Origin of the sequence: Streptomyces peucetius, assembly GCF_025854275.1 — a bacterium.
Taxonomy (GTDB): domain Bacteria; phylum Actinomycetota; class Actinomycetes; order Streptomycetales; family Streptomycetaceae; genus Streptomyces; species Streptomyces peucetius_A.
The window spans coordinates 809,874-835,996 of record NZ_CP107567.1 but is presented as its reverse complement, the minus strand read 5'-3'; the positions used below and the strand labels follow the sequence as shown (position 1 = coordinate 835,996).

Annotated in this window: 33 protein-coding genes and 2 pseudogenes; 19 read left to right on the top strand and 16 right to left on the bottom strand. The window is 69.3% G+C overall.

The window, feature by feature from the left end:
* Positions 1 to 31 precede the first annotated feature (31 nt).
* Both OGH68_RS03935 and OGH68_RS03930 read left to right on the top strand, forming a co-directional pair.
* Positions 32 to 838 (top strand): DeoR/GlpR family DNA-binding transcription regulator, encoded by an 807-nt coding sequence (locus tag OGH68_RS03935; protein ID WP_264241901.1) that lies wholly within the window; start codon positions 32 to 34, stop codon positions 836 to 838.
* The gene (locus OGH68_RS03930) at positions 838 to 1,572 is read left to right on the top strand and encodes an HAD family hydrolase (protein ID WP_264249892.1); all 735 of its coding nucleotides are present in this window, start codon (positions 838 to 840) and stop codon (positions 1,570 to 1,572) included. The genes OGH68_RS03935 and OGH68_RS03930 overlap by 1 nt, the downstream gene beginning before the upstream one ends.
* A gap of 10 nt (positions 1,573 to 1,582) precedes the next feature.
* Here OGH68_RS03930 and OGH68_RS03925 read toward each other — a convergent pair whose 3' ends face one another.
* The 3 genes from OGH68_RS03925 to OGH68_RS03915 form a co-directional block, all read right to left on the bottom strand.
* Complete coding sequence (locus OGH68_RS03925) at positions 1,583 to 1,756, bottom strand: hypothetical protein (protein WP_264241900.1); 174 nt, start codon at positions 1,754 to 1,756, stop codon at positions 1,583 to 1,585.
* The gene (locus OGH68_RS03920; RefSeq protein ID WP_264241899.1) at positions 1,753 to 2,394 is read right to left on the bottom strand and encodes an SDR family NAD(P)-dependent oxidoreductase; all 642 of its coding nucleotides are present in this window, start codon (positions 2,392 to 2,394) and stop codon (positions 1,753 to 1,755) included. The genes OGH68_RS03925 and OGH68_RS03920 overlap by 4 nt, the downstream gene beginning before the upstream one ends.
* Positions 2,395 to 2,968: 574 nt before the next feature.
* Positions 2,969 to 3,427 (bottom strand): Lrp/AsnC family transcriptional regulator, encoded by a 459-nt coding sequence (locus OGH68_RS03915; protein WP_264241898.1) that lies wholly within the window; start codon positions 3,425 to 3,427, stop codon positions 2,969 to 2,971.
* Between the two features lie 63 nt (positions 3,428 to 3,490).
* On the opposite strand from OGH68_RS03915, the gene OGH68_RS03910 reads away from it, so the two are divergent.
* Together OGH68_RS03910 and OGH68_RS03905 are read left to right on the top strand one after the other, a co-directional pair.
* Positions 3,491 to 4,231, top strand: coding sequence for an AzlC family ABC transporter permease (locus OGH68_RS03910; protein WP_264241897.1), 741 nt, complete (start codon positions 3,491 to 3,493; stop codon positions 4,229 to 4,231).
* Positions 4,224 to 4,568 carry a branched-chain amino acid transporter permease gene (locus OGH68_RS03905; protein ID WP_264241896.1) on the top strand — a complete coding sequence of 115 codons (345 nt, stop codon included), beginning with the start codon at positions 4,224 to 4,226 and terminating at the stop codon, positions 4,566 to 4,568. The genes OGH68_RS03910 and OGH68_RS03905 overlap by 8 nt, the downstream gene beginning before the upstream one ends.
* 336 nt (positions 4,569 to 4,904) lie before the next feature.
* Here the strand turns inward: OGH68_RS03905 and OGH68_RS03900 are convergent, their stop codons facing one another.
* Positions 4,905 to 5,075, bottom strand: coding sequence for a hypothetical protein (locus tag OGH68_RS03900; protein ID WP_264241895.1), 171 nt, complete (start codon positions 5,073 to 5,075; stop codon positions 4,905 to 4,907).
* A gap of 103 nt (positions 5,076 to 5,178) precedes the next feature.
* Positions 5,179 to 5,515, bottom strand: a pseudogene (locus OGH68_RS03895) (EamA family transporter); the annotation flags it as partial.
* 112 nt (positions 5,516 to 5,627) lie between these two features.
* Between OGH68_RS03895 and OGH68_RS36355 the strand changes: the two are divergent.
* Positions 5,628 to 6,020, top strand: coding sequence for an alpha/beta fold hydrolase (locus OGH68_RS36355; RefSeq protein ID WP_413471084.1), 393 nt, complete (start codon positions 5,628 to 5,630; stop codon positions 6,018 to 6,020).
* Positions 6,001 to 6,294, top strand: coding sequence for an alpha/beta fold hydrolase (locus OGH68_RS03890; protein ID WP_264241894.1), 294 nt, complete (start codon positions 6,001 to 6,003; stop codon positions 6,292 to 6,294). The genes OGH68_RS36355 and OGH68_RS03890 overlap by 20 nt, the downstream gene beginning before the upstream one ends.
* A 57-nt stretch (positions 6,295 to 6,351) precedes the next feature.
* Here the strand turns inward: OGH68_RS03890 and OGH68_RS03885 are convergent, their stop codons facing one another.
* The gene (locus OGH68_RS03885; protein ID WP_264241893.1) at positions 6,352 to 6,750 is read right to left on the bottom strand and encodes a PIN domain-containing protein; all 399 of its coding nucleotides are present in this window, start codon (positions 6,748 to 6,750) and stop codon (positions 6,352 to 6,354) included.
* The gene (locus OGH68_RS03880; protein ID WP_264241892.1) at positions 6,747 to 7,031 is read right to left on the bottom strand and encodes a hypothetical protein; all 285 of its coding nucleotides are present in this window, start codon (positions 7,029 to 7,031) and stop codon (positions 6,747 to 6,749) included. The genes OGH68_RS03885 and OGH68_RS03880 overlap by 4 nt, the downstream gene beginning before the upstream one ends.
* A 689-nt stretch (positions 7,032 to 7,720) precedes the next feature.
* On the opposite strand from OGH68_RS03880, the gene OGH68_RS36350 reads away from it, so the two are divergent.
* From OGH68_RS36350 to OGH68_RS03870, 4 genes are all read left to right on the top strand, one after another.
* Positions 7,721 to 8,233, top strand: a complete 513-nt coding sequence (locus OGH68_RS36350) for a hypothetical protein (RefSeq protein ID WP_413470930.1) — start codon at positions 7,721 to 7,723, stop codon at positions 8,231 to 8,233.
* Positions 8,234 to 8,249: 16 nt separating this feature from the next.
* A complete protein-coding gene (locus OGH68_RS36345; RefSeq protein WP_413470929.1) occupies positions 8,250 to 8,495 on the top strand; it encodes an STAS domain-containing protein in 246 nt (81 codons plus the stop codon).
* Positions 8,443 to 8,568 (top strand): hypothetical protein, encoded by a 126-nt coding sequence (locus OGH68_RS36340; protein ID WP_413471083.1) that lies wholly within the window; start codon positions 8,443 to 8,445, stop codon positions 8,566 to 8,568. Before OGH68_RS36345 ends, OGH68_RS36340 begins: the two co-directional genes overlap by 53 nt.
* A 552-nt stretch (positions 8,569 to 9,120) precedes the next feature.
* The gene (locus OGH68_RS03870; RefSeq protein WP_264241891.1) at positions 9,121 to 9,762 is read left to right on the top strand and encodes a carbonic anhydrase; all 642 of its coding nucleotides are present in this window, start codon (positions 9,121 to 9,123) and stop codon (positions 9,760 to 9,762) included.
* A 10-nt stretch (positions 9,763 to 9,772) separates the two neighbouring features.
* On the opposite strand, the gene OGH68_RS03865 is transcribed toward OGH68_RS03870, so the two are convergent.
* A complete protein-coding gene (locus OGH68_RS03865) occupies positions 9,773 to 10,840 on the bottom strand; it encodes an L-threonylcarbamoyladenylate synthase (RefSeq protein WP_413471082.1) in 1,068 nt (355 codons plus the stop codon).
* Positions 10,841 to 11,246: 406 nt separating this feature from the next.
* Here OGH68_RS03865 and OGH68_RS03860 point away from each other — a divergent pair, with 406 nt between their 5' ends.
* Positions 11,247 to 12,659 (top strand): NF041680 family putative transposase, encoded by a 1,413-nt coding sequence (locus OGH68_RS03860; protein WP_264249890.1) that lies wholly within the window; start codon positions 11,247 to 11,249, stop codon positions 12,657 to 12,659.
* 33 nt (positions 12,660 to 12,692) lie between these two features.
* Here OGH68_RS03860 and OGH68_RS03855 read toward each other — a convergent pair whose 3' ends face one another.
* The 3 genes from OGH68_RS03855 to OGH68_RS03845 all read right to left on the bottom strand — a co-directional run bounded on the left by OGH68_RS03855 (position 12,693) and on the right by OGH68_RS03845 (position 14,222).
* Positions 12,693 to 13,274 (bottom strand): TerD family protein, encoded by a 582-nt coding sequence (locus tag OGH68_RS03855; RefSeq protein WP_264241890.1) that lies wholly within the window; start codon positions 13,272 to 13,274, stop codon positions 12,693 to 12,695.
* 43 nt (positions 13,275 to 13,317) lie between these two features.
* Positions 13,318 to 13,578 (bottom strand): twin-arginine translocase TatA/TatE family subunit, encoded by a 261-nt coding sequence (gene tatA, locus OGH68_RS03850; protein ID WP_264241889.1) that lies wholly within the window; start codon positions 13,576 to 13,578, stop codon positions 13,318 to 13,320.
* Between the two features lie 68 nt (positions 13,579 to 13,646).
* Positions 13,647 to 14,222 carry a TerD family protein gene (locus OGH68_RS03845; RefSeq protein ID WP_264241888.1) on the bottom strand — a complete coding sequence of 192 codons (576 nt, stop codon included), beginning with the start codon at positions 14,220 to 14,222 and terminating at the stop codon, positions 13,647 to 13,649.
* A 283-nt stretch (positions 14,223 to 14,505) separates the two neighbouring features.
* Here OGH68_RS03845 and OGH68_RS03840 point away from each other — a divergent pair, with 283 nt between their 5' ends.
* Both OGH68_RS03840 and OGH68_RS03835 read left to right on the top strand, forming a co-directional pair.
* Positions 14,506 to 14,910 carry a BlaI/MecI/CopY family transcriptional regulator gene (locus OGH68_RS03840; protein ID WP_264241887.1) on the top strand — a complete coding sequence of 135 codons (405 nt, stop codon included), beginning with the start codon at positions 14,506 to 14,508 and terminating at the stop codon, positions 14,908 to 14,910.
* Between the two features lie 4 nt (positions 14,911 to 14,914).
* Positions 14,915 to 15,853 carry a M56 family metallopeptidase gene (locus OGH68_RS03835; protein ID WP_264241886.1) on the top strand — a complete coding sequence of 313 codons (939 nt, stop codon included), beginning with the start codon at positions 14,915 to 14,917 and terminating at the stop codon, positions 15,851 to 15,853.
* A gap of 66 nt (positions 15,854 to 15,919) precedes the next feature.
* Here OGH68_RS03835 and OGH68_RS03830 read toward each other — a convergent pair whose 3' ends face one another.
* From OGH68_RS03830 to OGH68_RS03815, 4 genes are all read right to left on the bottom strand, one after another.
* Positions 15,920 to 16,183 carry a GlsB/YeaQ/YmgE family stress response membrane protein gene (locus OGH68_RS03830; RefSeq protein WP_264241885.1) on the bottom strand — a complete coding sequence of 88 codons (264 nt, stop codon included), beginning with the start codon at positions 16,181 to 16,183 and terminating at the stop codon, positions 15,920 to 15,922.
* Between the two features lie 79 nt (positions 16,184 to 16,262).
* Positions 16,263 to 16,718, bottom strand: a complete 456-nt coding sequence (locus OGH68_RS03825) for a tellurite resistance TerB family protein (protein ID WP_264241884.1) — start codon at positions 16,716 to 16,718, stop codon at positions 16,263 to 16,265.
* Between the two features lie 105 nt (positions 16,719 to 16,823).
* On the bottom strand, positions 16,824 to 17,831 hold the full coding sequence (locus tag OGH68_RS03820) for a sporulation protein (RefSeq protein ID WP_264241883.1): 1,008 nt from the start codon (positions 17,829 to 17,831) through the stop codon (positions 16,824 to 16,826).
* Positions 17,832 to 17,906: 75 nt separating this feature from the next.
* Positions 17,907 to 18,125 (bottom strand): hypothetical protein, encoded by a 219-nt coding sequence (locus tag OGH68_RS03815; RefSeq protein WP_264241882.1) that lies wholly within the window; start codon positions 18,123 to 18,125, stop codon positions 17,907 to 17,909.
* 333 nt (positions 18,126 to 18,458) lie between these two features.
* Here OGH68_RS03815 and OGH68_RS03810 point away from each other — a divergent pair, with 333 nt between their 5' ends.
* The 4 genes from OGH68_RS03810 to OGH68_RS03795 all read left to right on the top strand — a co-directional run bounded on the left by OGH68_RS03810 (position 18,459) and on the right by OGH68_RS03795 (position 23,315).
* The gene (locus tag OGH68_RS03810; RefSeq protein WP_264241881.1) at positions 18,459 to 19,793 is read left to right on the top strand and encodes a hemolysin family protein; all 1,335 of its coding nucleotides are present in this window, start codon (positions 18,459 to 18,461) and stop codon (positions 19,791 to 19,793) included.
* On the top strand, positions 19,790 to 20,809 hold the full coding sequence (locus OGH68_RS03805; protein ID WP_264241880.1) for a hemolysin family protein: 1,020 nt from the start codon (positions 19,790 to 19,792) through the stop codon (positions 20,807 to 20,809). Before OGH68_RS03810 ends, OGH68_RS03805 begins: the two co-directional genes overlap by 4 nt.
* A 161-nt stretch (positions 20,810 to 20,970) precedes the next feature.
* Entirely contained in the window at positions 20,971 to 22,296 is a 1,326-nt protein-coding gene (locus tag OGH68_RS03800; protein WP_264241879.1) for a hemolysin family protein, read from the top strand.
* Positions 22,293 to 23,315 (top strand): hemolysin family protein, encoded by a 1,023-nt coding sequence (locus OGH68_RS03795; RefSeq protein WP_264241878.1) that lies wholly within the window; start codon positions 22,293 to 22,295, stop codon positions 23,313 to 23,315. The genes OGH68_RS03800 and OGH68_RS03795 overlap by 4 nt, the downstream gene beginning before the upstream one ends.
* A gap of 78 nt (positions 23,316 to 23,393) precedes the next feature.
* On the opposite strand, the pseudogene OGH68_RS03790 reads toward OGH68_RS03795, so the two are convergent.
* Positions 23,394 to 24,200, bottom strand: a pseudogene (locus OGH68_RS03790) (sodium:calcium antiporter); the annotation flags it as partial.
* Between OGH68_RS03790 and OGH68_RS03785 the strand changes: the two are divergent.
* Both OGH68_RS03785 and OGH68_RS03780 read left to right on the top strand, forming a co-directional pair.
* Positions 24,144 to 24,527 (top strand): hypothetical protein, encoded by a 384-nt coding sequence (locus OGH68_RS03785; RefSeq protein ID WP_264250454.1) that lies wholly within the window; start codon positions 24,144 to 24,146, stop codon positions 24,525 to 24,527. The pseudogene OGH68_RS03790 and the gene OGH68_RS03785 sit on opposite strands and share 57 nt — an antisense overlap.
* Before the next feature lie 82 nt (positions 24,528 to 24,609).
* Complete coding sequence (locus OGH68_RS03780; protein WP_264241877.1) at positions 24,610 to 26,106, top strand: hypothetical protein; 1,497 nt, start codon at positions 24,610 to 24,612, stop codon at positions 26,104 to 26,106.
* Positions 26,107 to 26,123 lie beyond the last annotated feature (17 nt).

Here is a 26,123-nt window from a genome sequence, read left to right as displayed (position 1 = left end):
GACGCCGGTACGGAAGTGAAGGAGGGACGCGGTGACCGCCAGGACACGGCTGTCGCAGGCCGCGGTCGAGGAACGGCGCCAGGCCGTCCTGCGCCACGTCGTCGAGCACGGCGAGACCCGCATCGACGACCTCGCCGACCGCTTCGGCGTCAGCCTGATGACGATGCACCGTGACCTCGACGACCTCGACAAGCGCCACCTGCTCCGCAAGGAACGGGGCCGGGCCGTAGCCTTCCCCGCCCTGACCATGGAGACGGCCACCCGCTTCCGTGAGAACGCCGCCCTCGCGGCGAAGACAGCACTGTGCGCGGCCGTCCTCGACCGGATCAGGCCGGGCAGCACGGTCCTCATGGACGACTCCACCACCCTCTACCCACTGACCCCCGCCCTCGCGAAGCTCGACCAGCTCACCGTCGTCACCAACTCGGTCGCCCTCGCGCAGCGCCTGGGGTCCGCCCCCGGCGTGGACGTCACCCTTCTGGGCGGGCGCTACCACGGCGACTTCAACTCCTGTACGGGACCCACGGTCACCCGCGCCCTGTCCCGTATCCGAGCCGATCTCGCCCTGATGTCCGCCACCGCCGTCCTCTCGGGCCGGCTCTTCCACCCGCTGAGCGAGTACGTCGAGGTGAAGCTGGCCATGCTCGCCTCCGCGGAGCGGTCCCTGCTCCTAGTGGACCATTCGAAATTCGGCAAGACCGCCACGCACGAGTACGGCACCGCCGCCGACTACGAGGCGGTCCTCACCGACACCGGCACCCCCGACACGGAGATCGCGGCTCTCCGCGGCTTTGGAGTCCCCGTAGAGACAGTCGACCCCGGAGAGAATTCCCCGTGATGCAGGCACTGTTCGAAACCCCCACCACCTATCACATCACCGACGCCGAGATGGCCGCCCTCGTACCGCCGATCGAAGCCGTGCTGTTCGACTTCAGTAACACGATCTTCCGCATGATCGACCTGGAAGCCTGGCTGCACCGGGTGGGCGAAGCCTCCGGCCGGGCCGACCTGCTGCACGGGACCGACGCGGTCGCCGAGATATCCCGGCAGCTTCGCGACGCCTACCGGCTGCCCGCCGTCGCCGCCCTCCAGGAAGGCCGGGACCTCTCCGCCGAACGGCATCGCGCCGCGATGTCGGGATGGTGGGGTCACGTGGACTTCCTGAGGGGCGCGGAGGACACGGCCTACGGAGAGCTCACCGCGCCCGACGCGTGGGTGCCGTATGCGGACACCGAGTCCACGCTGCGCGCGCTGCGCGAGCGCGGGACGCGCGTGGGGATCGTGAGCGACTTCGCCTGGGACCTTCGGACCCACCTCGCCCACCACGGAATGGACGACCTGATCGACGGATACGTCATCTCCTACGAGCTCGGCCGGGAGAAGCCCGACCCCCATTTGTTCCTCAAGGCGTGCGCGGACCTCGGCGTCGATCCCCGCGCCACGCTCATGGTCGGGGACAACCCGGTCCGGGACGGTGGTGCCACCGCCTGCGGGCTGCGCGCCTACATCGTTCCGGCCGAACAGCGCACGGGGGAGCGGGGCTTGACCGAGGTTCTCCGGCTCCTGACCTGAGGTTACGGGCTCAGGGCGCGGCGCCTCGCACCTTGCGTACCTTTCGGTCCACGAGCCGGCGCAGCACCGGCGCGGCCAGCGGCCCGAAACCGGCCAGCAGAGCCGTGGCCGGGTCGGGGTAGATGGCGAGGCGTTCACGCTCGATCGCCCGAACCGTGACCCGCGCCACGCGCCCTGCGGTCAACGGCTTGATGGAGCCACCGATCGCCGCCGTCTCCGCGGGCTTCCACCGGTTCTCCTCGGCCAGTTGCGGCGTATCCACATCGGGCGGATAGACACATCCGGCGTGGACCCCGCACGGCCGCAGTTCGTCGCGCAGCGCCTGGACGAGACCGCGCACCGCGACTTCGCGGGGCTGTAGGCGGTGTAGCCGTAGATGCCCAGCAGGCCGGCAGCGGAGGAGACGACCATGATCGAGCCGTGGCCGCGCTCCATCATGGCCGGCGCCACCGCGCGCACCGGGTACAGAGTGCCGAAGTAGTCGACCTCCATCATCCGCCGGAACACCTCGTCGTCCAGCTCAAGGAAGTGCCCCGGCCGGGCCTGACCGGCCGACGTCACCAGCACGTCGGGCGCGCCGGCTTCCTCCGTGAGCCGACGGAGCGCGCCTTCCACGGACGCCTGGTCGGAGACATCGGCCGTGGCCGTACGGACCGAGGCCCCGGCCTCCCGCAGCTGTCGGGCGGCAGCATCCAGCCGGTCCGTTCCCCGGGCGATGAGCGACACCGAAGCGCCGCGCGCGGCAAGCTCCGCGGCGGTCGCCAGACCTATCCCGCTGGACCCACCGGTGACCACCGCGTGCGCGCCCCGCAGTTGGGTCATCGAGAGCTCGCTCGGCAGGGCGTGTCGTCCGTGAATGTCATGCGCGCAGCATGTCATCTCGATCCCGGCATGCACCCTCGCGTGCCCATCATTCCCCCAGTGCCGGGCGGTGCGCTGCTTGCCGTCGACTCCGCTGCTCGACTTGATCGGAAGTGGGCTGGTGAAGCGCTCGCCGTCGGAGTCCCCTCTTGCCAGTCCGGTGCCGCGTTCAGGGCGCCGGGGAGACCATGAGCGGACGTCCCTGACCGGTGACGGTGGAGGCAGACCACCGGTGCACGCAGGGAGCGCGTTTCCGGCAGGTGTTACAGGACCAGCAGGGGCGACGGTGGCGGGTGGTACAGCCGGACTCACCTGGGTGGCGGGCTCAGCCTTCTGCGGTGTCTGCGGCATCGGTGCCGACCGGACCTGCGCCTGCGGGACATCTGTTCTCCTGGCCCCTGACCCTCGCAGGACCAGCGCGGAGCTGTGCCAGCGATGCCGGGGACCGGTCCCGCTCATGCTGGTACTCAATGCCCGCGGCAGCTGGCCTCGTTGTCTCGGTGTGTGAGTCTCGGGCACACGGCGGCGCCGCTGCTCACCACGCTTGCTTGACCAGTTTCATGGTCTGGTGGGAAATGGTCCGGCTGACGCCAGGAAGGCGGAGGAACTTAGTGGTCTGGAACCGCTCGTACTCGCCGACGTCGGCGACCAGGACGCGCAGGATGTAGTCCGGGCTCCCGAACACTCGACGGACCTCGACCACCTCCTCCAGCGCGGCGACCGCGGACTCGAACTCCTCCAGCGACCGTTGATCGTTCACCGTGACCTCGACCGAGACCGTGACCTCGAACGAGCGCCCCGCCGCGGTGGGGTCCACCCTCGCGTGGTACCCGCTGATGACGCCCTCTTGCTCGAGGCGCTTGACCCGGCGCAGGCAGGGAGCGGGCGTCAGGCGCACGCGGTGGGCCAGCTCGGTATTGCTCAGCCTTGCGTCCTGGCGGAGCTCTTCGATAATTGCGCGATCAATGGCATCCAGTTCTCGAATTTTGCGCATCCCTGCATTCTAGGGCACGGATTAGCAATCTTTGCCTGCCTCGGCCTCTCTACCATTGCTGCAATGTCCCTCAAGTCCTCGGTGCCCGCTACGACGGAACAGTCGCCCAGCGCTCATCAGCCGGGCCAGATCCGTCTGGCTGTCACGCATTCACTGCCTGCCGTCCTCGGCGTGATCCCGATGGGCGTGGCGTTCGGTGTGCTGGTGACCCACTCCGGCCTGGAATGGTGGTGGGCGACCGTGTTCGCCGCGATCGTCTTCGCCGGTTCCCTGGAGTTCCTGCTCATCGGCCTGGTCGGCGTCATGGCCCCCCTCAGCCAGGTCGCCGTGACCGCTCTGCTCGTCAACTTCCGTCATGTCTTCTACGCGCTGTCGTTTCCCCTGCACCGGGTCCACGGGCCTCTCGCCAAGACCTACAGCACCTTCACCCTCACCGACGAGGCGTGGGCGCTCACCACCGCGCCGGAGGCGCAGTCCTGGTCGCGTCGCCGCATCCTGGCCATCCAGGCCACTTTCCAGGTGAACTGGGTCGGTAGCGTCACCCTCGGGGCCCTCGGCGGGACCCTCGTCCCCGACAGCATCGTGGGACTCCAGTTCGCCGTCACCGCGTTCTTCCTGGTCCTGGCCATCGACGCGATCCGCGCGACCCGCAGCGTGCCGCTCCCCCTCGTCGCCGTGGTGTCCGCGCTCGTCGGACACCGGCTGTTCGGCACCCAGATGCTGGTCCCCGCGCTGACCCTTTTCACCGGGGCCCTGCTCGTCCGCTACGCGCTTCTACACAGAAAGGCCGGCCAGGATGCCTGAGCCCAGCGTCACCTACCTGATCGCGGTCGTCCTGGTCAGCGCCGCAGTGACCTGGACGTTGCGTGCCGCCCCCTTCGCGCTCCTGGCACCGCTGCGCCGTAGTGCGCTGCTGCCCTACCTCAACGCCCACATGCCCCTCGGCGTCATGACCATCCTCGTCATCTACACGTTGCTGTCGAGCGCGGCGGAGTCGCATGGCGTACGTCCGTGGGCGGCGTTGGCCATCGCCACGGCCGTCACCGCAGCCGTCCACCTGTGGCGCCGCAACTTCGTGCTGAGCATCCTGGCCGGGACCGGCCTGCACGTCGTCCTCGCCTCCACCGTGCTCGCCGCCTGAAGGGGCTCGACTCCGGGCCACGGCCGCCCCGTACAGCCGCACTACCCAGCACAACCAACGGGGACAGGCGCCTGTCTCGACCGCCGAAGCGTTATGGCACCACGCCGCGGCTGCGGCCGTGGGCCTGATGTCCGGGGGCGACTACGCCGCCGGATCGAGCACGATGATCCCGATCAGCCTTGCCTGGGACAACCGGCTCCTCGACCGCCTCGAAAGGGGTGAGCTCGCGGAGTTCGACTCCTGGCCGTCGAGGCGGTGGCGATGAGTGGCGGCGGCTTCCTCCGTGAAGTCCGTCCTGGATCACCGCGTTCGGCCCGGTACACGAGCGATACCCCGTCATCGCGTCCCCAGGAGTCGCTTGGCGCTGCGCGGGGCCTCACCGGAGCGGTCGGCCGCCGAGGAGTCGGTCGTGAAAGCGGCGTCGTCCAGCTCGTCGGCCTCGACGACGCCCGAGACCAGACCCCAGCACGGCCGGAACCCGGTTTGTGAGCACCAGATCCATCGCACGCTTCGGGCACACCACGGGTGGCAGGGCCCATGTGACGCCGCAATCCGGGGTCAGCCCGACCGCGCTGTAGGCCGGGCCGGAAGCGTCCCGACCGCACCGCGATCAGGCTGTCACCGGTCGGCGCGCCATGCTGAGCGTGTTGGCGGCGACGATGGCTGCGATGGCGGCCCACGCGGTCCAGGCCAGGTTCTGACCAAGGATGATCCAGCCGACCACGGCGGCCAGGACGGGGTTGACGCTCATGAAGAGCCCGAAGGTCTGGGCCGGTACGCGGCGCAGAGCGATGAGGTCCGCCAGGTAGGGGGACGGCTGAGGAGAGGACACCGGCGGCGAGGGCGTAAGCGGCGGATCCTGCGGTCGGCGGATGCTTGACGACGAGGACGATTCCGACCGGCAGGAACATCAGGGCGGAGAGTCCGGCGGCCGCCGCTGATCCTTGCACCCATGAGTGTCACTAGCCCCCGACAGGCGCACGTCACCTCGGCCGACGGCACCAAGATCGCCGTCACCGTCACCGGCCAGGGACGCCCGATGGTCGTCTCCCGGGAGCCCTGAACGCGGCACAGGACTGGCAGCTTCTGGCTGATGCCCTCGCCCCGCACCTGACGACCTACGCGGTCGACCGCCGCGGTTACGGTGCCAGCGGCGACAGCCCCGACCACAGCATCGAGCGCGAACAGGGGGACATCGCCGCCGTCCTCGACGTCGCGGGCCCCGACGCCATCCTGCTGGGCCACTCCTACGGCGGACTGATCACCCTTGGCCTCGCCCTCCAGCGGACCCCCGCAGCCTTCGTGCTCTACGAGCTGCCTGTGCCACTGCATGGGCCCGCCGGAGGCGATGCCATCGCGCCTTTCGAGCAGGCCGTGGCGGAGGGCGACCTGGAGCGGGCCCTGACTCTGGGTAACGCGGAACTTCCTCAGGGTGCCGGAGGAAGCGATTGAGGACTTCCGCTGCAGCCCCGTGTGGTCGGTCCGGGCATCGATGACGCCGACCTGGGCACGGGAGGTCCGCGCCATCGACGCCTTCGGTGACGACCTCGACCGGTTCACCGGCCTCACGGCCCCCACTCTCCTCATCACCGGAGAGCTCAGCCCACCCATCCTGATCGACACCTCCCGGCGGCTTCAGGCGACCCTGCCGAACAGCCGCCTCGTGGAAATCCCCGGCCACGCGCACGAGGCGTACCTCACCGCCCCGAAGCCCTGGCCAAGGTGATCCTCGCCTTCGCCCTGGAGCCTGCCGCATAGCCCACTCTTGGCGCGGTGCCGCGAATCAGATTTTCTCGGTGGTCACGCAGGGGTGGTCGGCAGTGAGCATGGTGATGTCCTCGACGTCGGACGTCAGGATCGTGACGCGGCCGGGCTGGGCGAGAGCGGTGGCGCAGAGCATGGCGTCGATGGCGTACTTGTGGCCGTGGAGTCCGGCGGCGCGCAGCAGTGAGGCGGCGGACTGGGCGAGGGGCTGGGTGACCGGATCGACCCGCAGCCGGGACAGCGTCCATTTCAGGGCGGCGTCGTTGATCCTGGGGTGGATCACCTCGACGAGCACCGCGGCGGAGGTGATCACCGGAAGGTCGGCGTCGCGGGCGGCGGTGAGCCACTCGTGGACCTCGCGGTCGCGCTGCACGGCCTTGGCCAAGCCCTCGCTGTCCAGGATGAGCGCGCCGCTCACGCAGCCACCCCGGCCCCGGAGGGGGTGCCGCCAGTGAGCTTGGCCCGCTTCGCGGCCACGGCTTCCGGATCCGCGGGGCCGTTGTTCTTGTCGAAGTCGGCGATCAGCTCGTCCAGGTTGTCGCGCTCAATCTGCCGTTGGGCGGCCCTCTCCAAGTACGCGGACACACCCCGCTTGCCGACCCGCTCACGGATCGCCTGGAGGGTGCCGGCAGTCAGGGAGACGGAGATGCCGCTGCTGGGGCCGTCGCCGGGCGGGAAGTCGGTGTCGTCGTCAGCCATGACAGCAGTATGGCATTCCGAATGCCATACGGCGGACCCTTCCGGCGGTGAGCCCCTGAGGGACTCTCGCCCCGGGTGGAGCGTGCGTCGACAGGCTGCACGTAGTGCCCACAATGCACATCGATCCCGTGCCCGATTCGTTCCCTATGTGGCGCTGACCTGCGGTTTTCTTTCACATGTTTTGCATTTACATGTTTGCGACGACTCATCACGTGGAGTGCGTCGCGATTCTTGAGCCCGCCGAGAACGGCCGCTGACCTGTAGCTTTAGCCGGTGTGCGATATGTGTGCTACGGGCGATATCTTGACGCATATCTGACGCACGTGACGTACGTTTGACGCACGCCGGACACTTAATCTGACGCGTTGTCAGTAATCGAAAGCCGCCTCCCTAACCGGTCTGACTGCCCGGTGGGGAAGGCGGCTTTCTGCTGTGCTCGTGTGTGAGGTGGGCTCCGCCCAGCCCTGACCACGCCTCCGTTTCGCGAACACGCTCAGTAGCGTGTCCCGCTGGCGGAAATAGTCCCGGCACACAATGCGTTGGGTGAGGTCCACACGGAGGGGGGGAGGTGTTGGAGCTGCGGTTGTTCCACACGGTGAATGGCGGCGGAGTGGGCGAGGTTGTGCCTCGCCTTGCCGATGTTGAGGCCGATCTGCAGGGCCGTCGAGGCGAACATGGAGGCATTGCTCGTGGCCCCCCTTCTGGCATCCGAGTACAGCACGGGGCCGGTCCGCGGCGCCCGGATCGACTCCCTCGGGATCGACCAGAACGGGTCCCCGGGCGAGCTGGCCGGTACCATCAACAACCGCGACGACGCCGCCAAGCGCGCACGGTTCACCAGCTGGGTCGAGGCCTTCGTCAGGGCCCTCCACGGCCACGCCCGTGAGCAGAACCAGCCCTCCACCACCACCGAAGAGGCCCTTCGAGTCCTCGCGCTCGCCACCGAGTACACCTACCAGGAACGACCCGAGATCCCCCTGCGGTCGGGCGTTCCCAATCTGGGAACCGAGCCCAGCGCGGACGCCGGACACGTGGCGGTCGCTCGGCCGGCTGATTCCCCGTGCCGGCCCTCGCCCACCACACGAGGTGTTCCCAGTTTGGGAACCAGCTGCCCAGCAGAGGTCGCGCAGCCTCCGTCGTCGAGCCGCTCCTGGACTGTGCTGGGGATTTCGTCACCTGAGCTCCTGCATTTCGTCGGTTGACCGGGTCAGCGGCGAGATGGACTACGAGACCGCTCCGTTCTTCTGGCAGCGGCTCTTGGAGGCGCTCGCCGGCTCCGACGGGTTCGTCGTGCTGGATCTGTCGGGTGTGTCGTTCTGCGACTCAGCCGGGCTGAATGTGCTGCTCAGGGCTGGTCGGCAGGCCCAGGGTGAGCGGGGCGGAGCTGGTACTGGCGTGCGTCCCGCAGCAGCTGCGCCGGATTCTGGTGATAACGGGTGCCGATCGGTTCTTCCGGGTCTGTGAAACCGTTGCGGAGGCCGAGGCCGACCTTGGCGGCGGAGGGAATGCGGCCGGAAGTCCGCTTGAGCGTTTGTGATTCTCGGTCGTGTTCAAGGGTGGTTCGCCGACCGGGCTGCAGGCGCGAAGCCTCACCATCGGGCCGACCAGGACCGACATCAGGAAGAGCGTCTGCGCCACCAGAGACGTGACGCTGAAGCTCGTTGATCGGCTGGGCGGGTCGGCGCCCGTGCCGACGGCGCCGCGTGAGCCCGGACGTACGAAAGTCACCCCGGTGATCTCCCGGCCTGCGGGCAGCGGACCGGGCCGCCCCGCGCCGTGACGGTCGGGGCATGCCGTTCCCTCGTTTGGCGTACGGCGGGTTCAGGTCCGGCTTCGTTGTGGTGTGGTGTAACGGCGGATGGTGAGCAGCGGGTTGACGATGGTGGTGGCCCGGGGGCCGCGCCGGTCCGCGGTGTGGGCTGGGCGTACGGGGGCGACCAGCTCCGTCGCGGGCTCAGGGGTCGGGCTGAAGTCGCGATCGGCCGGCGGCTGGGCGTGCCGCCGCCTCGGTTCCTGACCTCGCCGGGTCCCTCAGCCACAGCCTGGCCCGGCTGCGTTGTGCCCGGGCTCTGGCCGTAGTCTGCTTGCCATGGCCGATACACAGACGCTTACGCCCCGTGACGCCTTCGAGATGCTGATGGCCGGCAACCAGCGGTTCGTCGCCGGTTCGCCGGAGCACCCGAACCAGGACGCCGCTCGCCGTACCGAGGTCGTCCCGGCCCAGAACCCGTTCGCTGTGCTCTTCGGCTGCTCCGACTCCCGCCTGGCAGCTGAGATCATTTTCGACCGCGGGCTGGGTGACCTGTTCGTGGTCCGCACCGCCGGACACGTCGCGGGCTCGGAGGTGCTGGGCAGCATCGAGTACGGGGTGGGCGTGCTCGGCGCACCCCTGGTGGTGGTGCTGGGTCACGACGCGTGCGGCGCGGTGGCGGCCACCCGCTCCGCCGTCGCGGACGGCGCGGCGGCGGGCGGCTACGTGCGGGACGTGATCGAGCGGGTGACGCCCAGCGTGCTGGCGGCCCGTGCCGCCGGACACACCGAGGACGCGGACTTCATCGCGGAGCACATCCGGCACACCGTCGACCTGCTGCTGGACCGCTCCCGCGTCCTGGCGCAGGCGGTCGAAGCCGGCCGGGCCGCGGTGGTGGGGTTGTCGTACCGGCTGGCGGACGGAACGGCCCGGCTGGTCACCGCTCGCGGCCTTGAGGTAGCCGCGGACGCGGTCTCGTGATGCCGGGCGCTCAGCGTTCCTGAAGGTCCGGCACGTCGATGCCGGTGGAGGGCCGGGGCCCCGCGGCGCGGCGGAGCCGGTTGGCGATCGCCACTCCCAGCCCCTCCTCCACCGGCAAGGACACGACGATGAGGTCGCACCCCTTCTGATCGAGCTGGCGCAGGAACCCGTACAGCCCGCGCGCGTAGGCGGCCATCGAAGCGGGGACCTCCACCACGGCGTGCGCCTTCACCGGGGCACTGGCGAGGGAGGGGGGAAGGAAAACGCCCACCTGGTGCCCCAGCTCCTGCGCGAGCTCCGCTTCGGCGACGACCTTCTCGGGCTCGACGAGGACGACCCGCGCCCGCGGCGCGTAGTGCGACGGATGCTGGCCCGGCACCCGAACCCGGCTCGTCGAATGGACCGCGATCGGGCACCCCAGCACCGCTTCAAGGTCCTCGCGCGCCACGCCGCCAGGCCGAAGGGCGCTCGGGACATCGCCCGTGGCGTCGACGATGGTCGACTCGACGCCGACCTCACAGGGGCCGCCGTCCAGCACGAAGTCGACGGCATCACCGAGCTCCGCACGGACGTGGTCCGCCGTCGTGGGGCTGACGGAGCCGAAGCGGTTGGCGGACGGGGCCGCCACACCGCCGCCGAAGGCCGACAGCAGCGCGAGTGCAACGGGGTGGTCGGGCACGCGCACGGCCACCGTCTCCAGCCCACCAGTCGCTTCCAGGGGCACCCGACGGCCGCGCCGCAGGACCAGCGTCAACGGTCCCGGCCAGAAGCGTTCCGCCAACAGCCGCGCCGTTGCGGGCACGTCCTCGACCCAGTCGCCCAGCTGCTCCACGCCGCCGATGTGGACGATCAGCGGGTGGGAGGGCGGACGTCCCTTGACCTGGAAGATACGCGCGACCGCGGCGGGATCCTCGGCGCTGGCGCCCAGACCGTAGACGGTTTCGGTCGGAAAGGCCACCAGGCCTCCGGCGTGCAGCACACCGGCCGCCTTCTCGATGTCACTGCTTTTTGCCGACACGCTGGCAATTCTAATCCCCGGGTAAGGACGGTCCGGCCCAGTCAAGAGCAACCAGGCCATTGGAACAACCAGGGTTCTTTTCATGGCACTCAGCTCGGCTGGCCAGTTCAACCGCAGCACCACAGGGCATTTCGAGCGCGCCCGCCAGGCCACGCGCGAACCTCGACACCGAGCCAGGCTGACTACGAAGGCGCCACTGCTGTCGCACGGGAGGTGATGGGCCGGGCACTCCAAGTACCCCTAAGCGCATGACACGACTACTGAAACTGGGGCAAACGGGCATCGGGTCACGGTGGTGCTGTTAGCTTGGCGTTTAACCTCAGCCGTTCACCTGACCAGCTGATCTTGGTTCATTCCCGGGACAGCAGGGCGGCCGTTCTTCACGCTTCGAGGTGTTGAGCAACGTCGCGTGAAGAAACGGCCGCTGGTGAAGAGTCTCGCCCTTGAACAGTCCGCTGATGCTGCGTTGGGTGTCCTGTCCCACTTTCGTGTCCAGTTCTACGACTGCCTCTACACCCGGGCGGATGCGCTCTTCGAGCTCACCGACGCGGTGCTGTGCTCGGACGGCCCAGTGACGTCGCTGGTCGAGTTGACGCTCACGGCCGAGCACCGGCGAGGGCACGGAGCGATGTACAACGCGGTCAACCACGGCTGGCTGGAGCCGCGCCGTTTGCGCAGGCTGCTTGCCTCCACGCCACTGCCGCGTGCGGCCGACGGGCGGATCGTCCTCGCCGTCGACGTGAGCAACTGGCTGCGGCCCGACGCCCCCACCAGCCCTGGCCTGCTGTTCTGCCACGTCTACGGGCGAGGCCGCAGCACAGATCAGTTCATCCCCGGCTGGCCTTACTCCTTCGTTGCCGCGTTGGAGACCGGGCGCACGTCCTGGACGGCCGTGCTGGACGCGATCCGGCTGGGGCCGACCGACGACGCCACCGCGGTGACCGCCGCCCAGCTGCGGGAGGTGGTCGCCCGGCTGGTGCACGCCGGGCAGTGGCGGCCGGGCGACGCGGACATCCTCGTCGTCCTGGACACCGGCTACGACGTCACCCGCCTCGCCTATGTCCTGGCCGACCTGCCTGTTGAGCTGGTAGGCCGGCTCCGCTCGGACCGGGTCATGCTCCGGGATGCCGGACCGCGTCGCTCCACCCCGCGCGGCGGACAGCCCCGCAAGCACGGCGGCGTCCTCACCTTCTCCAAGCCGGAGTCCTGGCACACCCCTGACCAGGCCACGACGTGCGACACCACCCGCTACGGCACGGCCGAAGCCCTCGCCTGGGACCGGATACACCCCCGATTGCAGGCCCGTGGCCCCTGGCTCGACCACTGCGGTGAACTCCCTTTGATCCACGGCACGTTGATCCGGCTGAAGGTCCACCACCTGCCCGGTGACCGCGATCCGAAGCCGGTGTGGCTGTGGTCCTCGCGCACCGGGTTGACCGGCGAAGACGTCGATCTGCGCTGGCAGGCGTTCCTGCGCAGATTCGATCTTGAACATACCTTCCGGCTGTTCAAGCAGACTCTGGGCTGGACCGTCCCCAAGGTCCGCGATCCGCACTCGGCCGACCTGTGGACGTGGTTGATCATCGCCGCCCACACTCAACTCCGCCTTGCCCGGCCCCTCGCCGAGGATCTTCGTCGGCCCTGGGAGCGGCCGACTCAGCCTCGTCGGCTCACCCCTGCCCGGGTGCGCCGGGGGTTCCGCCACCTCCGCGTGAAGACCGCCCGTCCCGCCGATGTGCCCAGACCCTCCAAGCCCGGCCCCGGACGCCCACCCGGCTCGAAGAACCGCAGGCCAGCCCCACGTCACGAGCCTGGGAAGACCGTGAAACGAATCGAAACCCTCACCGAACACGTCCGCCTGAAACAGCAGCGAGGTTAATGATCAAGCTAAGACGGCGGCCTTGCTCCCTTGCTACAGGTGGGCGGCGATGGTCGGCATGAGGTCCTGGAAGGTGCGGCCGTCCGCCGGGCTGCCGATGGCGGCCATCTGCCAGCCGGTACCGGCGCGGTGGACCTTGGCCATGATCTGGGCGGTGTAGCGGCCGCCGCCGGTGAGGGTGTAGCGGGCCAGCTCCTGGCCGTTGGTCTCGTCCAGGAGGCGGCAGAAGGCGCTCTCGACCTCGGCGAAGGTCTGGCCGGTGAACGAGTTCACCGTGAAGACGATCTGGTCGACGTGCAGCGGTACGCGCGCCAGGTCCACGAGGATCGACTCGTCGTCGCCGCCCTGGCCCGCGCCGCCGACGCGGTTGTCGCCGGTGTGGCGTACCGAGCCGTCGTCGCTGACCAGGTGCTGGAAGAAGACGACGTCCACCGGCTGCTTGTCGGCGAAGAGCACCGCAGAGGCGTCCAGGTCGATCTCGCGGGCGGTCATCCGCGCGAGGAACCCCTTACGGGGCGCGGACTTCCAGCCCAGCCCCATCCGTACGACGCTGAGCGCGCCGCCGTCGGACTTGCTCAGGCTGATCTGCTGGCCCTTGGACAGGTTCACGGACATGAGGTGCCTCGCTGTTCATTGGTGTGTGGTGGCGGCGGACGGCTCAGAGCCGCGTGGGCCCGTCGCCTCTCGTGGTGCCGCCGCTGCTGTGTGGGCCAGTGTGGTCGACCTGGTGTCCCTGGATGATTCGGGGAGCCGGCTGCTGTGTGCTGGCCGCTTGCTCCGGTGCCTTCATCGCTTTGGCCTCGCTCTTGAGGATGCGTGCTGCCTTGCCCGCGTTGCGGGCCAGGTCCGGGAGCTTTTTTGCGCCGAACACGATGAGGATGACGATCAGGAGTATCGCGAGCTCGCTGAGTCCGAACACCGGTTTCCGCCTTCTCGAAGTGCCCGCAGGGGGGTGGGATGATGCGCTGTGCCGCACCGGGGCGCGGGTCAGACGTTGACGCCGAAGTCGGAGGCGATGCCCGCGAGTCCGGAGGCGTAACCCTGGCCGACGGCGCGGAACTTCCATTCCGTGCCGTTGCGGTAGAGCTCGCCGAAGACCATGGCGGTCTCGGTCGAGGCGTCCTCGGAGAGGTCGTAGCGGGCGAGCTCGGCGCCGCCGGCCTGGTTCACGACGCGGATGAAGGCGTTGCGGACCTGTCCGAAGCTCTGTCCGCGGGCGGTGGCGTCGTGGATGGAGACGGGGAAGACGATCCTGGCGACGCCGGCCGGCACGGCGGCCAGGTTCACCTTGATGGACTCGTCGTCGCCCTCGCCCTCGCCGGTGAGGTTGTCGCCGGTGTGCTCGACCGACCCGTCGGGGCTGGTCAGGTTGTTGTAGAAGACGAAGTGCTGGTCGGAGACGACCTTGCCGGTCTCGTTCAGTAGCAGCGCGCTCGCGTCGAGGTCGAAGTCCGCGCCGGACGTCGTCCGTACGTCCCAGCCGAGGCCGACCAGTACCGCGGTCAGTCCCGGTGCCTCCTTGCTCAGTGAAACGTTGCCACCTTTGCCGAGGCTCACACCCATCTCGAATCCCTTCCCCATACGAGTTCTCGGATCGCCGGCCCGCGAAGGAGCCGATCAAAATCTACATCACTGTAGAATCTGCCTGGCTCCCATGCGGATGGCTGCCCGGATTTCATCGGTCGGGCCAGGTGGCTCCTGACCCTCGGTGGTCACACACTCACGCTTCATGCGGCGAGCGGCCCAACACGGGGGGAACGCGGGCCTACGGCGGCATCACCACTCAGTACGATGAACTGCTCCAGCGCCTGGTGCGCCGGGTCGGAGAAATCGGGAGGGAGACGGCATGACGGGCCAGAACCAGGGCGGCGGCCCTCAGCAATCTCGCCGGCGAGGCCAGGGCGAGTTGGAGGGCCTGGTGCTGGCTGCGCTGCGTGAGGCGCCGGGGCCGGTGAACACCGCGTGGGTGCAGGGGCGGCTCGGCGGCGATCTCGCATACACCACCGTCATCACCATCCTGACCCGGCTCCATGCGAAGGGCGCCGTCTCGCGTGAGCGCGCGGGCCGGTCGTTCGCGTGGACGCCGAACGCCGACGAGGCCGGGCTCGCCGCGCTGCGGATGCGGAAGGTGCTGGACGCGGAGGCGGACCGGGAGGCGGTCCTCGCGAGCTTCGTGACGGCGCTGCCCCCGGGCGACGAGCAACTGCTCCGTGACCTGCTGGCTCAAGCGGCCGAGGAAGGGGAAGGCTGACCGCATGGGGGTCTTCGTCTTCCTTCCGCTGGTACTGCCCTTAAGCGCGTGGCCGGTGGCGCGCCTTGCCGAGCACCATCTGCATCCACGCGCCGCCACCTGGCTGCTGTCTGCGGTCGCCGGCGTGCTCGCCGTGTGCAGCACGCTGTGCCTCGCGCTGCTCGTCGTGGTCGGCACCGCGCAGTTGCCGGGCAACCCGCTCCCCGACGGCTGGTCCGACCCCGAGGTGCGGGAGGCGGTCCCTTACGACGAGGTTGCAGGCAAAGTCGCCATCCCTGCACTGGTGGCCGTGCTCGCGTCGTGTTGCCGAGCTGCCTGGCGCCACCACCGCGTACGGCGCCGGGCCACTCAGGCCCTCTCCACACTTCCGTCGCGGTCCGTGGCGGTATTGCCGGACCGCACGCCGTACGCGTACGCACTGCCCGGCAGGCGCCGGGAGCGTGACCGGGTCGTGGTCACCACTGGGATGCTGGCCGGTCTGAGCTCGTCGGAGCGCCGGGCGCTGTTCGCGCACGAGCGGGCCCATTTGGTCGGCCGTCATGACCGCTTCCTGCTGGCGGTGCAGCTGGCCGCGCGGGTCAACCCGTTCCTGCGGCCCTTGCGGACCGCGGTGACGTACACGGCCGAGCGGTGGGCGGACGAGGAGGCCGCCGCGGCGGTCGGAAGCCGGCGCGTCGTGGCCCGCGCGATCGGCAAAGCGGGGCTGATCACACGCGGCGCGCCCGTCGCGACGCTCGCCGGGCTCGCGGCGGCGGGACCCGTCCCGCGCCGGGTGGCGGCCCTGCTGGAGCCGGCGCCCGCGGCGCGCGTGTGGCCGCCGCTGTCGACCACGGTCGGTCTCGCCACATGGGGCGCGGCGGCCGGTGCGACGGCCTCGGCGCTCTCCTCGGCGAATTCGGCCGTCACCTTGTTCTTCATTCTGAGGGCGGCAACGCCTCTGTGACCCGGCGCTGCTCGTGGCCGCCGCCGAGTGATGAAAGTCCTGTCGGCGGGGTGGTCGGCAGGGGTCTCAGCGAGGGGCCTTGAACCGTTCGAGTGCGGCCACTCCCGTGGCGGCGAGCGCGATCTGGATGAGCCATTCGATCCAGTCGACGCCCTTGGTATCCGCGACGCCGATGGCCGCGGCGAGAGCGGTGCCGATGAACGCCGCGACGATACCGACGGCGATGGTCCACAGGACGCCGATCCTCTGCCTGCCCGGCAGGACGAGCCTGCCGAGTACGCCGATGACGATGCCGATCACGATCGCGCTGATGATGCCGCTGATCTCCATGGTCCTCCTTCCCTGGTTGGCTTCTGGGCTCTTGCCCCGCTGTGGCGTCGCCACGCAAGGCGTGGCGACGCCGTCGGTATCAGAGGTCGAACTCGTGTGGCGGCAGGTCGAGGGTGTAGCAGGCCTCGCGGACGACGGCCTGTTCGGTCTTGTCGAAGTCGCCGTCCGCGCCGCCGATGACGATGCCGATCTGGATGACGGCGCGCGCCTCGGCGGGCTTCTTCTTCGCCTTGGCGATCTCCTGCATGACGCCGACCTTGCCGAAGTCGAAGTCGGCGGTCAGCTTGCCCAGGTTGTCGTCGAAGCGGCGCTGGAGGTCGTCGGCGGGGAAGTTCTGCAGCACCTCGTTCGTGGCGATCAGTTGGGCCACGCGGCGCCGTTCGGACGGGTCGATGGTGCCGTCGGCGGCGGCGACCAGGGCGCACATCGCCATGGAGGCGTCACGGAAGGCGCCGCTCTTCAGGTCGTTCTTCTTCGCCATGAGCTGGGTCTGCATCGTCGATGCGGATTCCTTGACGCGGTCCCACAGGGCCATGAGAACTCCATATGTGTCAGGGGCGGTCCGGGCCGTACGGGAGAGCGGTCCGGAACCGCCGATTTCTTCTACAGTGATATAGAAGCTGTCAAGGGCGGAGTCGGCTCAGCCCTCGTCACCCTCTTCGCCCTCGTCCTCGTCGCCTTCGAAGAAGTCGCCCACCTCGTCGACGACTTCGGCCGCGACCATCCCGCCGACGACGCCGACCGCAAGACCGGCCGCGCCGGCCGCGACGACGGTCCCCATTCCTGGTCCGGACCGGTGGCCGTGATCTGTGTCGTGGTGGTGGCCGCCGTGATGAGCCTCGCCGTGGCCGGAGGCGGAGTGAGTTCCGTAGGAGGCACGGTGTTCGACGAGCTGTCGCACCCAGTTCTCCACTTCGGCGTTCCAGTCGGTGTGCTCGACACCGTGGTGGCTGACGGTGAAATGGGTCAGCGTGTCGTGGCCGCCTGTGAACAGCCCGCCGCGCTTGTCGGCCTCCAGGACGACCTCCATGCCGCTGGGGGTGGCGAGGAAGGTCACCTCGATCTCGTTGACGGCATGCGCGTACTGCGGAGCAGGCGTGAGCTCGATCTCCTGGTAGAAGGGCAGTTGCTGCCCGGTGCCGCCGATGCGGCCGTACTCGAGATCCGCGGACTTGAACCCGAAACCGGTCTGCCCGAACGCCTCCAGAATCGCCTCCTGGATGGGCAGTGGCTGCACCGCGAGCGCGTCGAGGTCGCCCTTGTCCCTGGCGCCGGCGACACCGAGCTCGGTGCGTACGCCGAGGACGATGCCGAGCGGCTGGCCGTGCAGCACGCTGATCGGGGTCTCCCACGGCAGAGCCACCGTGAACGGCACACTGTGCTGTTCGTCCTCGGAGAGGCGGAAACCGGCCCCGACGCGGAACCGCTCGAAGACGACGACGCCCTCGCGCTCCCCGTCGTCGGTCTCCGCCTCCACGCGGGCCACCAGCTCCAGCGTGATGTGCTCGATGTCGAAGTCCGCGTTGCCGCCCTTGAGATGGACTTGGCCGGTGAGGCTGCCACCGGGCGGCACTGTTCCGGATGTCAGTACCGTGTCCACGGCCGGGCCACCGACACCGATCGAGCCCAGCAGGCGTTTGAACACCATCGTGGCGTTCACTCCTTCGAGATGCTTGTGATTTCTGCGTAACTCCGCCGTCCTGGCCGGGACGACGGTCGGTGACTACTTCACTGCAGCCAGCGCGGCCAGCGCCTGCGCCCAGCGGACGTACTTGAGGTCGGCGAGGTCCGCCACGGTCTCGACGCCGAACGCCTCCTTGAGGAGCTCGCCGTCCCGGTCCGACACCCCCTTGAGCGCGGCGACGGGCGCGCCGAGCACATCGGCGAGCGGCTTGTCCGCCCACGCCTTGTCCAGCACCTTGGTCAGATCCATCGACGTCACAACAGCCTCCTGCGGAGCGACTCAACATCTACATGCGTGTAGAAGCATAGAGGTCGGCGGGCCCTGCCAGGGGTGAAACTCAGCCTTCGTCGGTGAGTCCGGAATCAGCCCCCCGCCCAGATCACGGAACGGGCAGCTGCGGCAAAAGTCCGGGCCCGTGCCGTGCCGCCTCGTTTGCCATTCCTTTACAGTGGTTGTAGAAGCCCGGGTGTCTCGGTGCCTCTGCCACCCCCTGCACGAGAAGGAGCAACGGCCCCCGATGGGTGAACCTCCCAGTACGAGCCGTGTCACCACCTGCCGACGCCGGATGAGCGAGGGAGCGGGGGTGGCACGGTGATCGAGCTTCTGCTGCTCCTGCTGGCCCTGGCCCTCATGCTGGCCTGCGCGCTGTTCGTCGCGGCCGAGTTCTCGCTGACCACCGTCGAGCGCGGTGATCTGGAGCGTGCCGCCGAGGCGGGTGAGCGTGGAGCCGACAGCGCGCTCAAGGCCGTGCGCAAGCTGACCCTTCAACTCTCCGGTGCCCAGCTCGGCATCACCGTCACGTCCCTGGTGATCGGCATGCTGGCCGAGCCTTCGCTCGCCGCGCTGCTGCGCGGCCCACTCGCAGCCGTCGGACTCGGAGCGGCGGCCTCGTCCGTCGCCACCGTCCTCGGGGTGGTCGTCTCCACGGTGGTGCTGATGGTGGTCGGTGAGCTGGTGCCGAAGAACTGGGCCATTTCACGTCCGCTGGCCGTGGCCAAGGTGGTCGCCGGTCCGCAGCGCGGCTTCACCGCCGCGTTCGGGCCGTTCATCCAGCATCTGAACAGCACGGCGAACCGGTTCGTGCGCCGCTTCGGACTGGAGCCGGCCGAGGAACTGGCTTTTGCCCGCACCCCGGAGGAGCTGGTGGCGCTCGCCCAGCATTCGGCTCGCGCGGGCGCGCTGGAGCAGGACTCCGCGGAGCTGTTCGTCCGAACGCTTCATCTCGGCGAGCTGACCGCGGAGAACGTGATGACGCCGCGCGTGGACGTGATCGCGCTCGAGACACATGCCACGGCCACCGACGCGGCCAACCTCACGTTCGCGACCGGCCTGTCCCGCTTTCCCGTCTACCGCGACAGCCTCGACGAGGTCGTCGGCACCGTCCACATCCGTGATGTCCTCGCCCTGGCTCCCGAGCAGCGTGCGACGACGCCGGTGCTGTCGCTGGCGACCGCGCCCCTGGTGGTGCCGGACAGCCTGCCCGCCGATCGGCTGCTGGAGCGGATGCGGGCCGAGCGCACGATGGCCGTCGTCATCGACGAGTACGGCGGCACGGCAGGCGTCGCCACGGTCGAGGACATCGTCGAGGAAGTTGTCGGTGAGGTACGTGACGAGCACGACCCGCTGGAGACCCCCGACCTTCTCGTCGCGCCGCCGACCGGCGACGGTCGCGCCTCCTGGGAGGCCGACGGCAGCGTGCGGATGGACCAGCTCGCCGGCATAGGGCTCCTCGCGCCGGCCGGCCCGTACGAGACCGTGGCCGGCCTGATCGCCACGCGACTGGCCCGTATCCCGGTCGAGGGTGACTCGGTCGAGGTGGCCGGCTGGCGCCTCGACGTCCTGGACGTCGAGCACCACCGGGCCGACCGGGTGCAGATCACCGCACCGGCCCGCCTCTCGCAGCAGGACCTTCAGGAGGCCCGATGACCACGCTGCAGTTGTTCATCGGCGCCCTGACCCTGCTGACCAACGCTTTCTTCGTCGCGGCCGAGTTCGCCCTGATCTCCGTGCGCAGAAGCCAGATCGAACCCGCGGCCCGGCAGGGAAACCGCCGGGCGCGGACCACTCTGTGGGGCCTGGAGCACCTCTCCCAGATGATGGCCACCGCCCAGCTCGGCATCACCGCCTCGTCGCTGGTGCTCGGTGCGGTCGCAGAGCCCGCCATCGCCCACCTGCTGGAGCCCGCTTTCGAAGCGGCCCACATCCCGCACGTCATGGTCCACCCGATCGCCTTCGTCATCGCGCTCACGGCGGCCACCTACGCACACATGCTGATCGGCGAGATGGTCCCCAAGAACATCGCCCTCGCCGCCCCGGCGAAGACCGCCCTTCTCCTCGGCCCTCCACTCGTCGCCCTGACCCGAGCCCTGCGCCCGTTCGTGTTCTCCATCAACGCCTTCGCCAACATCCTGCTGCGCCTGCTGAAGGTGCAGCCGAAGGACGAAGTCGCATCGGTGTTCACCGACGGGGAGCTGGCCCGCATGGTCGAGGACTCCAGCGAGGCCGGGCTCCTCTCGCCTGCCGACGGCGAGCGCCTGCGCGACGCCCTGGAACTGGGCACCCGACCGGTCGGCGAGATCCTCGTCCCCGCCCGGCGGATGCACAGCGTCGACCACACCATCACGCCCGCCGGCCTGGAACGGGCCGCAGCCGCAGCCAAGTTCTCCCGCTTCCCCGTCACCGGTCCGACCGGAGCCGTCCTCGGCTACCTCCACATCAAGGACACCCTGGGCGTCACCGACCGCGACCAACCCTTTCCCCGCACCGCGCTCCACCCGGTCACCCGCGTCCGCATCGACACCCCGCTCGACGACACGCTCACAGCCCTGCGCACGGACGGCAGCCACCTGGCGGCCGTCACCGGGGACACGGGCGCGGTCCTGGGCTACGTCACCATGGAGGACGTCCTCGGAGAGCTCGTCGGCCCGGCGGCCACAGTGTGACCCTGCGGTCGCCCTACCTGGGAATCCCTGCCGCACCACCATCCCTTTCCGTGATCCACCCCTTCGAAGGAGCGCTCCTTGTCCGCCAGACCGACGGACCCTGCGGGCCACAGTCCCCGACCACTCGGCCCTGACTCCGGCACGTGTCCGGGTGGTGCTCGGTGACCGCCGTGCTCGGCCTACTGGCCGTCCTCGTCCTGACCGCGGGCACCGGCTACTTCGTCGCCCAGGAGTTCGCCTACGTCGCCGCCGACCGCATCGCACTCGCCCGAGAGGCCGAACGAGGTGACAAGCGCGCCGCCCGCGCACTGAAAGTGCTGGAACGGCTCTCGTTCATGCTCTCCGGTGCCCAGCTCGGTATCACCGTCACCGGCCTGATCGTCGGCTTCCTCGCCGAACCCTCCGTCTCCGCGCTGCTCAGGCCCGTGCTGGAAGAAGTCGGACTGTCCGGCGGGGCGGTCACCGCGGTCTCCGTGACACTTGCCTTTCTGTTCGCGACCGTCGTGCAGATGGTGCTGGGAGAGCTGGCGCCCAAGAACCTGGCACTCGCCGTCCCCGAGCGGCTCGCCAAGTCCCTCGCTCCCTCGACCCTCGTCTACCTGAAGATCGTCGGGCCCGTCGTGCGCGTCTTCGACGGCGCCGCGAACAAGCTGCTGCGCAAGGTCGGCATCGAGCCCGTCGAGGAACTGCACCACGGTGCCACCCTCGAAGAGCTCAGCCACCTGATCGGTGAGTCCCACGAGCAGGGCCACCTCCCTGCCGACACCGCCGAGCTGCTGGACCATGCCGTGGAGTTCTCCGAGCGCACCCTGGGCGAAGTCATGGTGCCGCGCGCGGACGCCGTGTTCCTCCACAAAGACGCCACAGCCGCTGCAGCAGTGGAGCTCATCGCGAAACACGGCCACTCCAACTACCCCGTCTTCGGCGACCACCCCGACGACATCGCGGGCGTCCTCGGCGTACGGGACCTGATACGCCTGCCCGCGGACCGCTTCGAGACCACCACAGCGGGCGGCGCGGCCCGCCGGCCGCTCCTGCTGCCCGACACGCTGCCACTGCCTGATGCCGTGGCGCAGATGCGCGAGCGGGACGACGAGTTCGCGGTCGTTCTCGACGAGCACGGCGGCGTCGCCGGCGTCGTCACCTACGAGGACATCGCCGAGGAACTCGTCGGTGACATCGCCGACGAGAGTGACACCATCGTCGAGCTCGCCGTCCCCGAGGCGGACGGCTGGCTGGTGGACGCCGGCCGGCGTTTGGACGAGATCGAAGACGCCACCGGTATTGACCTTCCCGAAGAGGAGGACTACGACACCGTGGCCGGCCTGATCATCGACCGGCTCGGCCGCTTCCCGGCCATCGGTGACGGCCTCACCGTGGACGGGGTGCACATCCAGGTACTGAGCCTGGACCGGCACGTTCCAGAACGCGTACGCATCGAGCGCACCCAGCCTGCCGAGAACGCCGCCGAGGAGGCGCAGTCATGAGCTTCCCGATGGCCCTCTTCGTCACCGTCCTGCTACTGATCGGCAGCGGCTTCTTCGTCGCCGCCGAATTCGCCCTCGTTGCCGCCAAACGCCACCGCATGGAGAAGGCAGCAGCCGACGGGCAACGCGGTGCCAAGGCCGCTCTCGCCGGCATGCGGGAGCTGTCGCTCATGCTCGCGGGCGCTCAGCTCGGCATCACCATCTGCACCCTGGGACTGGGCTCGATCTCCAAGCCCGCGATCTCCCACCAGGTCGACCCGCTGCTGCACCAGCTGGGCCTGCCCAGCGGGCTCAGCTACGGCATCGCCTTCGCCTTCGCCATGACCGTGGTCGTCTTCCTCCACATGGTCCTCGGCGAGATGGCACCCAAATCGTGGGCCATCGCCCACCCCGAGCGCTCCGCCATGCTGCTCACCCCGCCCTTCCGCGCCCTGGTCAACGCCGTACGGCCGCTGATCTGGCTGCTCAACAAGGTCAGCAACGCCCTGGTGCGCATGTGCCGGGTCCAGCCGCGCGACGAACTCGCAGCCGTCCACAACCGCGAGCAACTCACGCACCTCGTGACCGAATCGGAGCGCCTCGGCCTGATCAACAAGGTCGACTCCGAGCTGATCACCCGCTCCCTGACGGAGCCGCAGACCGCGGTCTCGGAGCTCCTGACACCAGCGGATGCCATCGTGACCGTCTCTGCCGAGGCAGACCTGGACGCGATCCTGGCCCGGACCACCGAGGCCGACCGCTCCCGCCTCCTCGTCGTGGACGGCGACACAGTCCTGGGCTCCATCCACGCCCGCGACGCACTGGTCGCCCGCACCCGAGGCCGTGCGGCAACCGCACGCGACCTGGTCCGACCCGTGCCGGAACTGAGGACGGACACCACCGTCTCCCAAGCGCTCGAACAACTGCGAAGGAACCGGGCGTCGCTGGCCCTCATCCGTGCGCAAGACGGCCGACTCGCCGGACTGATCAGCCTGGACGACCTGATCGCCCGCCTGATGGGACTGCAGCCCGCGCAGTAGGGCCGCACTCCTTCACGCCGGCCGGCCGATGCCGCTGGGACGACGGTGTGTCGTCCCAGCGGCCTCCCCAACGGAGGGCTAGAACGCGAGGATGGTGACAATGCTGAGATAGAGAGCCAGGAGCAGGACGCCGTCGAACCCCACCCGTAGCCAGCCGGCCCGCTGGCGCACGAGCAGGCCGCCGAGAAGAACAGCGGTCATCACCAGTGCGCCGCTGGTGAGGAACAACTCGTCCGGAGCCGCGGTATGGAAGAGCGATCCTCCCCGGTACGCGATGCCGCCCACGACCAGGTTGAGCGCGTCGAGGCAGTTCCCGCCGATGATGGCCGCGATGGCCAGCGTGACGGCGCCGCGGCGTACGGCGGCGATGGACGTGACGGTCTCCGGGAGCGCATTGACCACGCCCATGAACACCGCGCCGACCAGCCCCGCACTCAGACCCGTGCCCTCCACGATGCCCTCGGCTGCGCGGGCCACGGCCCATCCGCTGACCATGACGAGCATCGCGACGGCGGCGAACTCCCTTCACAACCGCCGGCTGCTGCGAACAGCCACGGCCCCCTCACCGACGTCGGTGTCGTCGGCGGGGACGTCGGCCAGCGTGTCGTTGGTAGGAACCGCTTGCCACATGGGCGAGCCCTGCCCGCGTACGAGCCGCAGGCCACCCCAGTACAGGGCCACCAGGGCGACCGAGGCCGGGTGCACTCCAAGGACGGTCACGTCCGGACTGAAGGTGGCCATCAGCGCGATGCCCAGCAGCACGATGAGCAGGCAGCCGAACATCATGTTCTGCACCGAAGCGGCGGCGTGTTCCAGGTTGGACTGCCGGTGGAACGCGTCGGCCACCGCGATCGCCACGGTCTGGGCGGCGATGCCGCCCACGGCGCCGACGGGCGGCAGAACGGCGGCCTGTCCGCCACCACCGAGCTGCTGCCCGAAGTCATGAACAACCGTCGCGGGCACTGCCTCCCGAACTGCTCGACAAACGCTGCTCCGAGACGTGGACAGAGCCAGGCGCTCAAGGATAAGAACGTACCCGTCCCCGAGATCACGAAGAAGCTGACCATCAAGACCGGGAAGAACGCGGGCACGAACCCCTTGGTCGCCTCGCTGTACCGGGCCCTCACCGAAGCCGAGCAGGAAGAGGCGGCCGGGCAGGCCCGAGTGGGCGAGCAACGCCGCCCCGTCCCTGCCCGAGCCACCGGCCCCTGACCTCGCCGAACACCTCACCCACCAGGCCCTAGTTGTGAAATTTCGGCCCGTTCGGTACAGCCTGCGGAAGAGAATGATGGGCATGGCCCGTTCGTTCTTCCGCTCCCCCGTCGCCGACCGCGAGTACGTGCAGCGAGTCCGCCGGCACCCGCCCAGCTCCCTCCTGCCGCTGATCGCGCGAACGAGCGCGCAGTGGCCGACGAAGGAGCAGTGGGCCACCGACCGTACCGGGCTGTATCGACCCTGTGGTCTTGCGGATGCGGCCTGGGTGTCGCTGGCCCACGGCAACGAGCACCGTCAGAAGGCGGCCACCGAGGACGACCTGCGGGAGATCCTCGCCCAGCACGCGGCCTTGGACGACCTGATGCGGCATCTGCCCGTCGGCGAGCGCCTGGAAGGGTTCCTGCTCCGCCTCGCGGGCCTTCAGTTCACGTGGCAGGAGGACGATTTCTCCGAGCTCGCGCGGAGTGTCGCCGTGCTCGTCCAGACCAAGCCAAGCAGGTCGCTGGAGGTCCTCACCGCCGGATGGGAGCAGGATCTCCTCGGCTGCCCACTGGCTGACTACGGGGGGCTCGGGCTGCTGCTGTACACCGCGGCGACCACCCGGCTGGGGCGGTTCGACCTTGCCTGGCTGCCCGAGAACGAGCTCACGGTCTTCGAGGCCCTGACCAGCCGGGCGGCGATCAAGACGGTGGTGGAGCGGAACTTCGCCACCGACGCCGCAGAGGGGCGTGCCCGAGTCGCGGCCGGCCTGCTGACCTCGGATCCCCTGCTGCGGCGTTACAACCCCAATCCGCTGCGGGCCCGTCCGCTGGTCCGCGGGTACGGATGCGACTACCTCATCTCAATCACGCCCGCCGTGCTGGGTAAGGTCAGCCCCATGGGCCTGTACTACACCGGCCGCGACCACTACACGGACGACGAGACGTTCCTCGCCTTCACGCGCGACCTGGGGGATCTGTTCGAGCAGTACGTCGGTCGGCATCTGCCCTTCCTGCCCGACGCCGAGGTTTTCCCGGAGATCGTCTACGGCAAGAACGGGGAGAAGAGCGTCGACTGGATCGTGGTCCTGCCCGGGCTCGTGCTGCTGGTCGAAGTCAAGTCGGTCCGGCCCACTGCCAAGCTGCGGCTCGGCCCCCAGCAGGAGTTCGGCGACGAGCTGGACCAGAAGCTGGGCAAGGCCATAGGAAAGCAGATCACCAACACCGCGAAGCTGATCCGCAACCGGCACGCGAAGTTCATCCACATCCCGGCCGACCGCCCGATGTTCGGCCTCGTGATCACCATGGAGCCGTACCACCTGGTCAACACCCCGGACTTCCGGGACACCCTGCCGACCACGGACGTGCCCACGCTGGTCGCTCCGGCCAGTGAGCTGGAGGACGCCGTCATCGCGACCGACCCCGGTCTCGAACACGCCCTTCTCGCCCAGATCGAGCAGCCAACGCCTGCAGGCTGGTCCCTACGGGCCCTCGCCGACGGGCGGCCCGCCATCAACCCGATCCTGGGGGGGGCATGGGCGGCCTACCCCTGGACGAAGCCTCGCAGCCTCGAAGCCGCCGCCGTGGCGGCACCGTGACGGGCTCTCCCTCACCG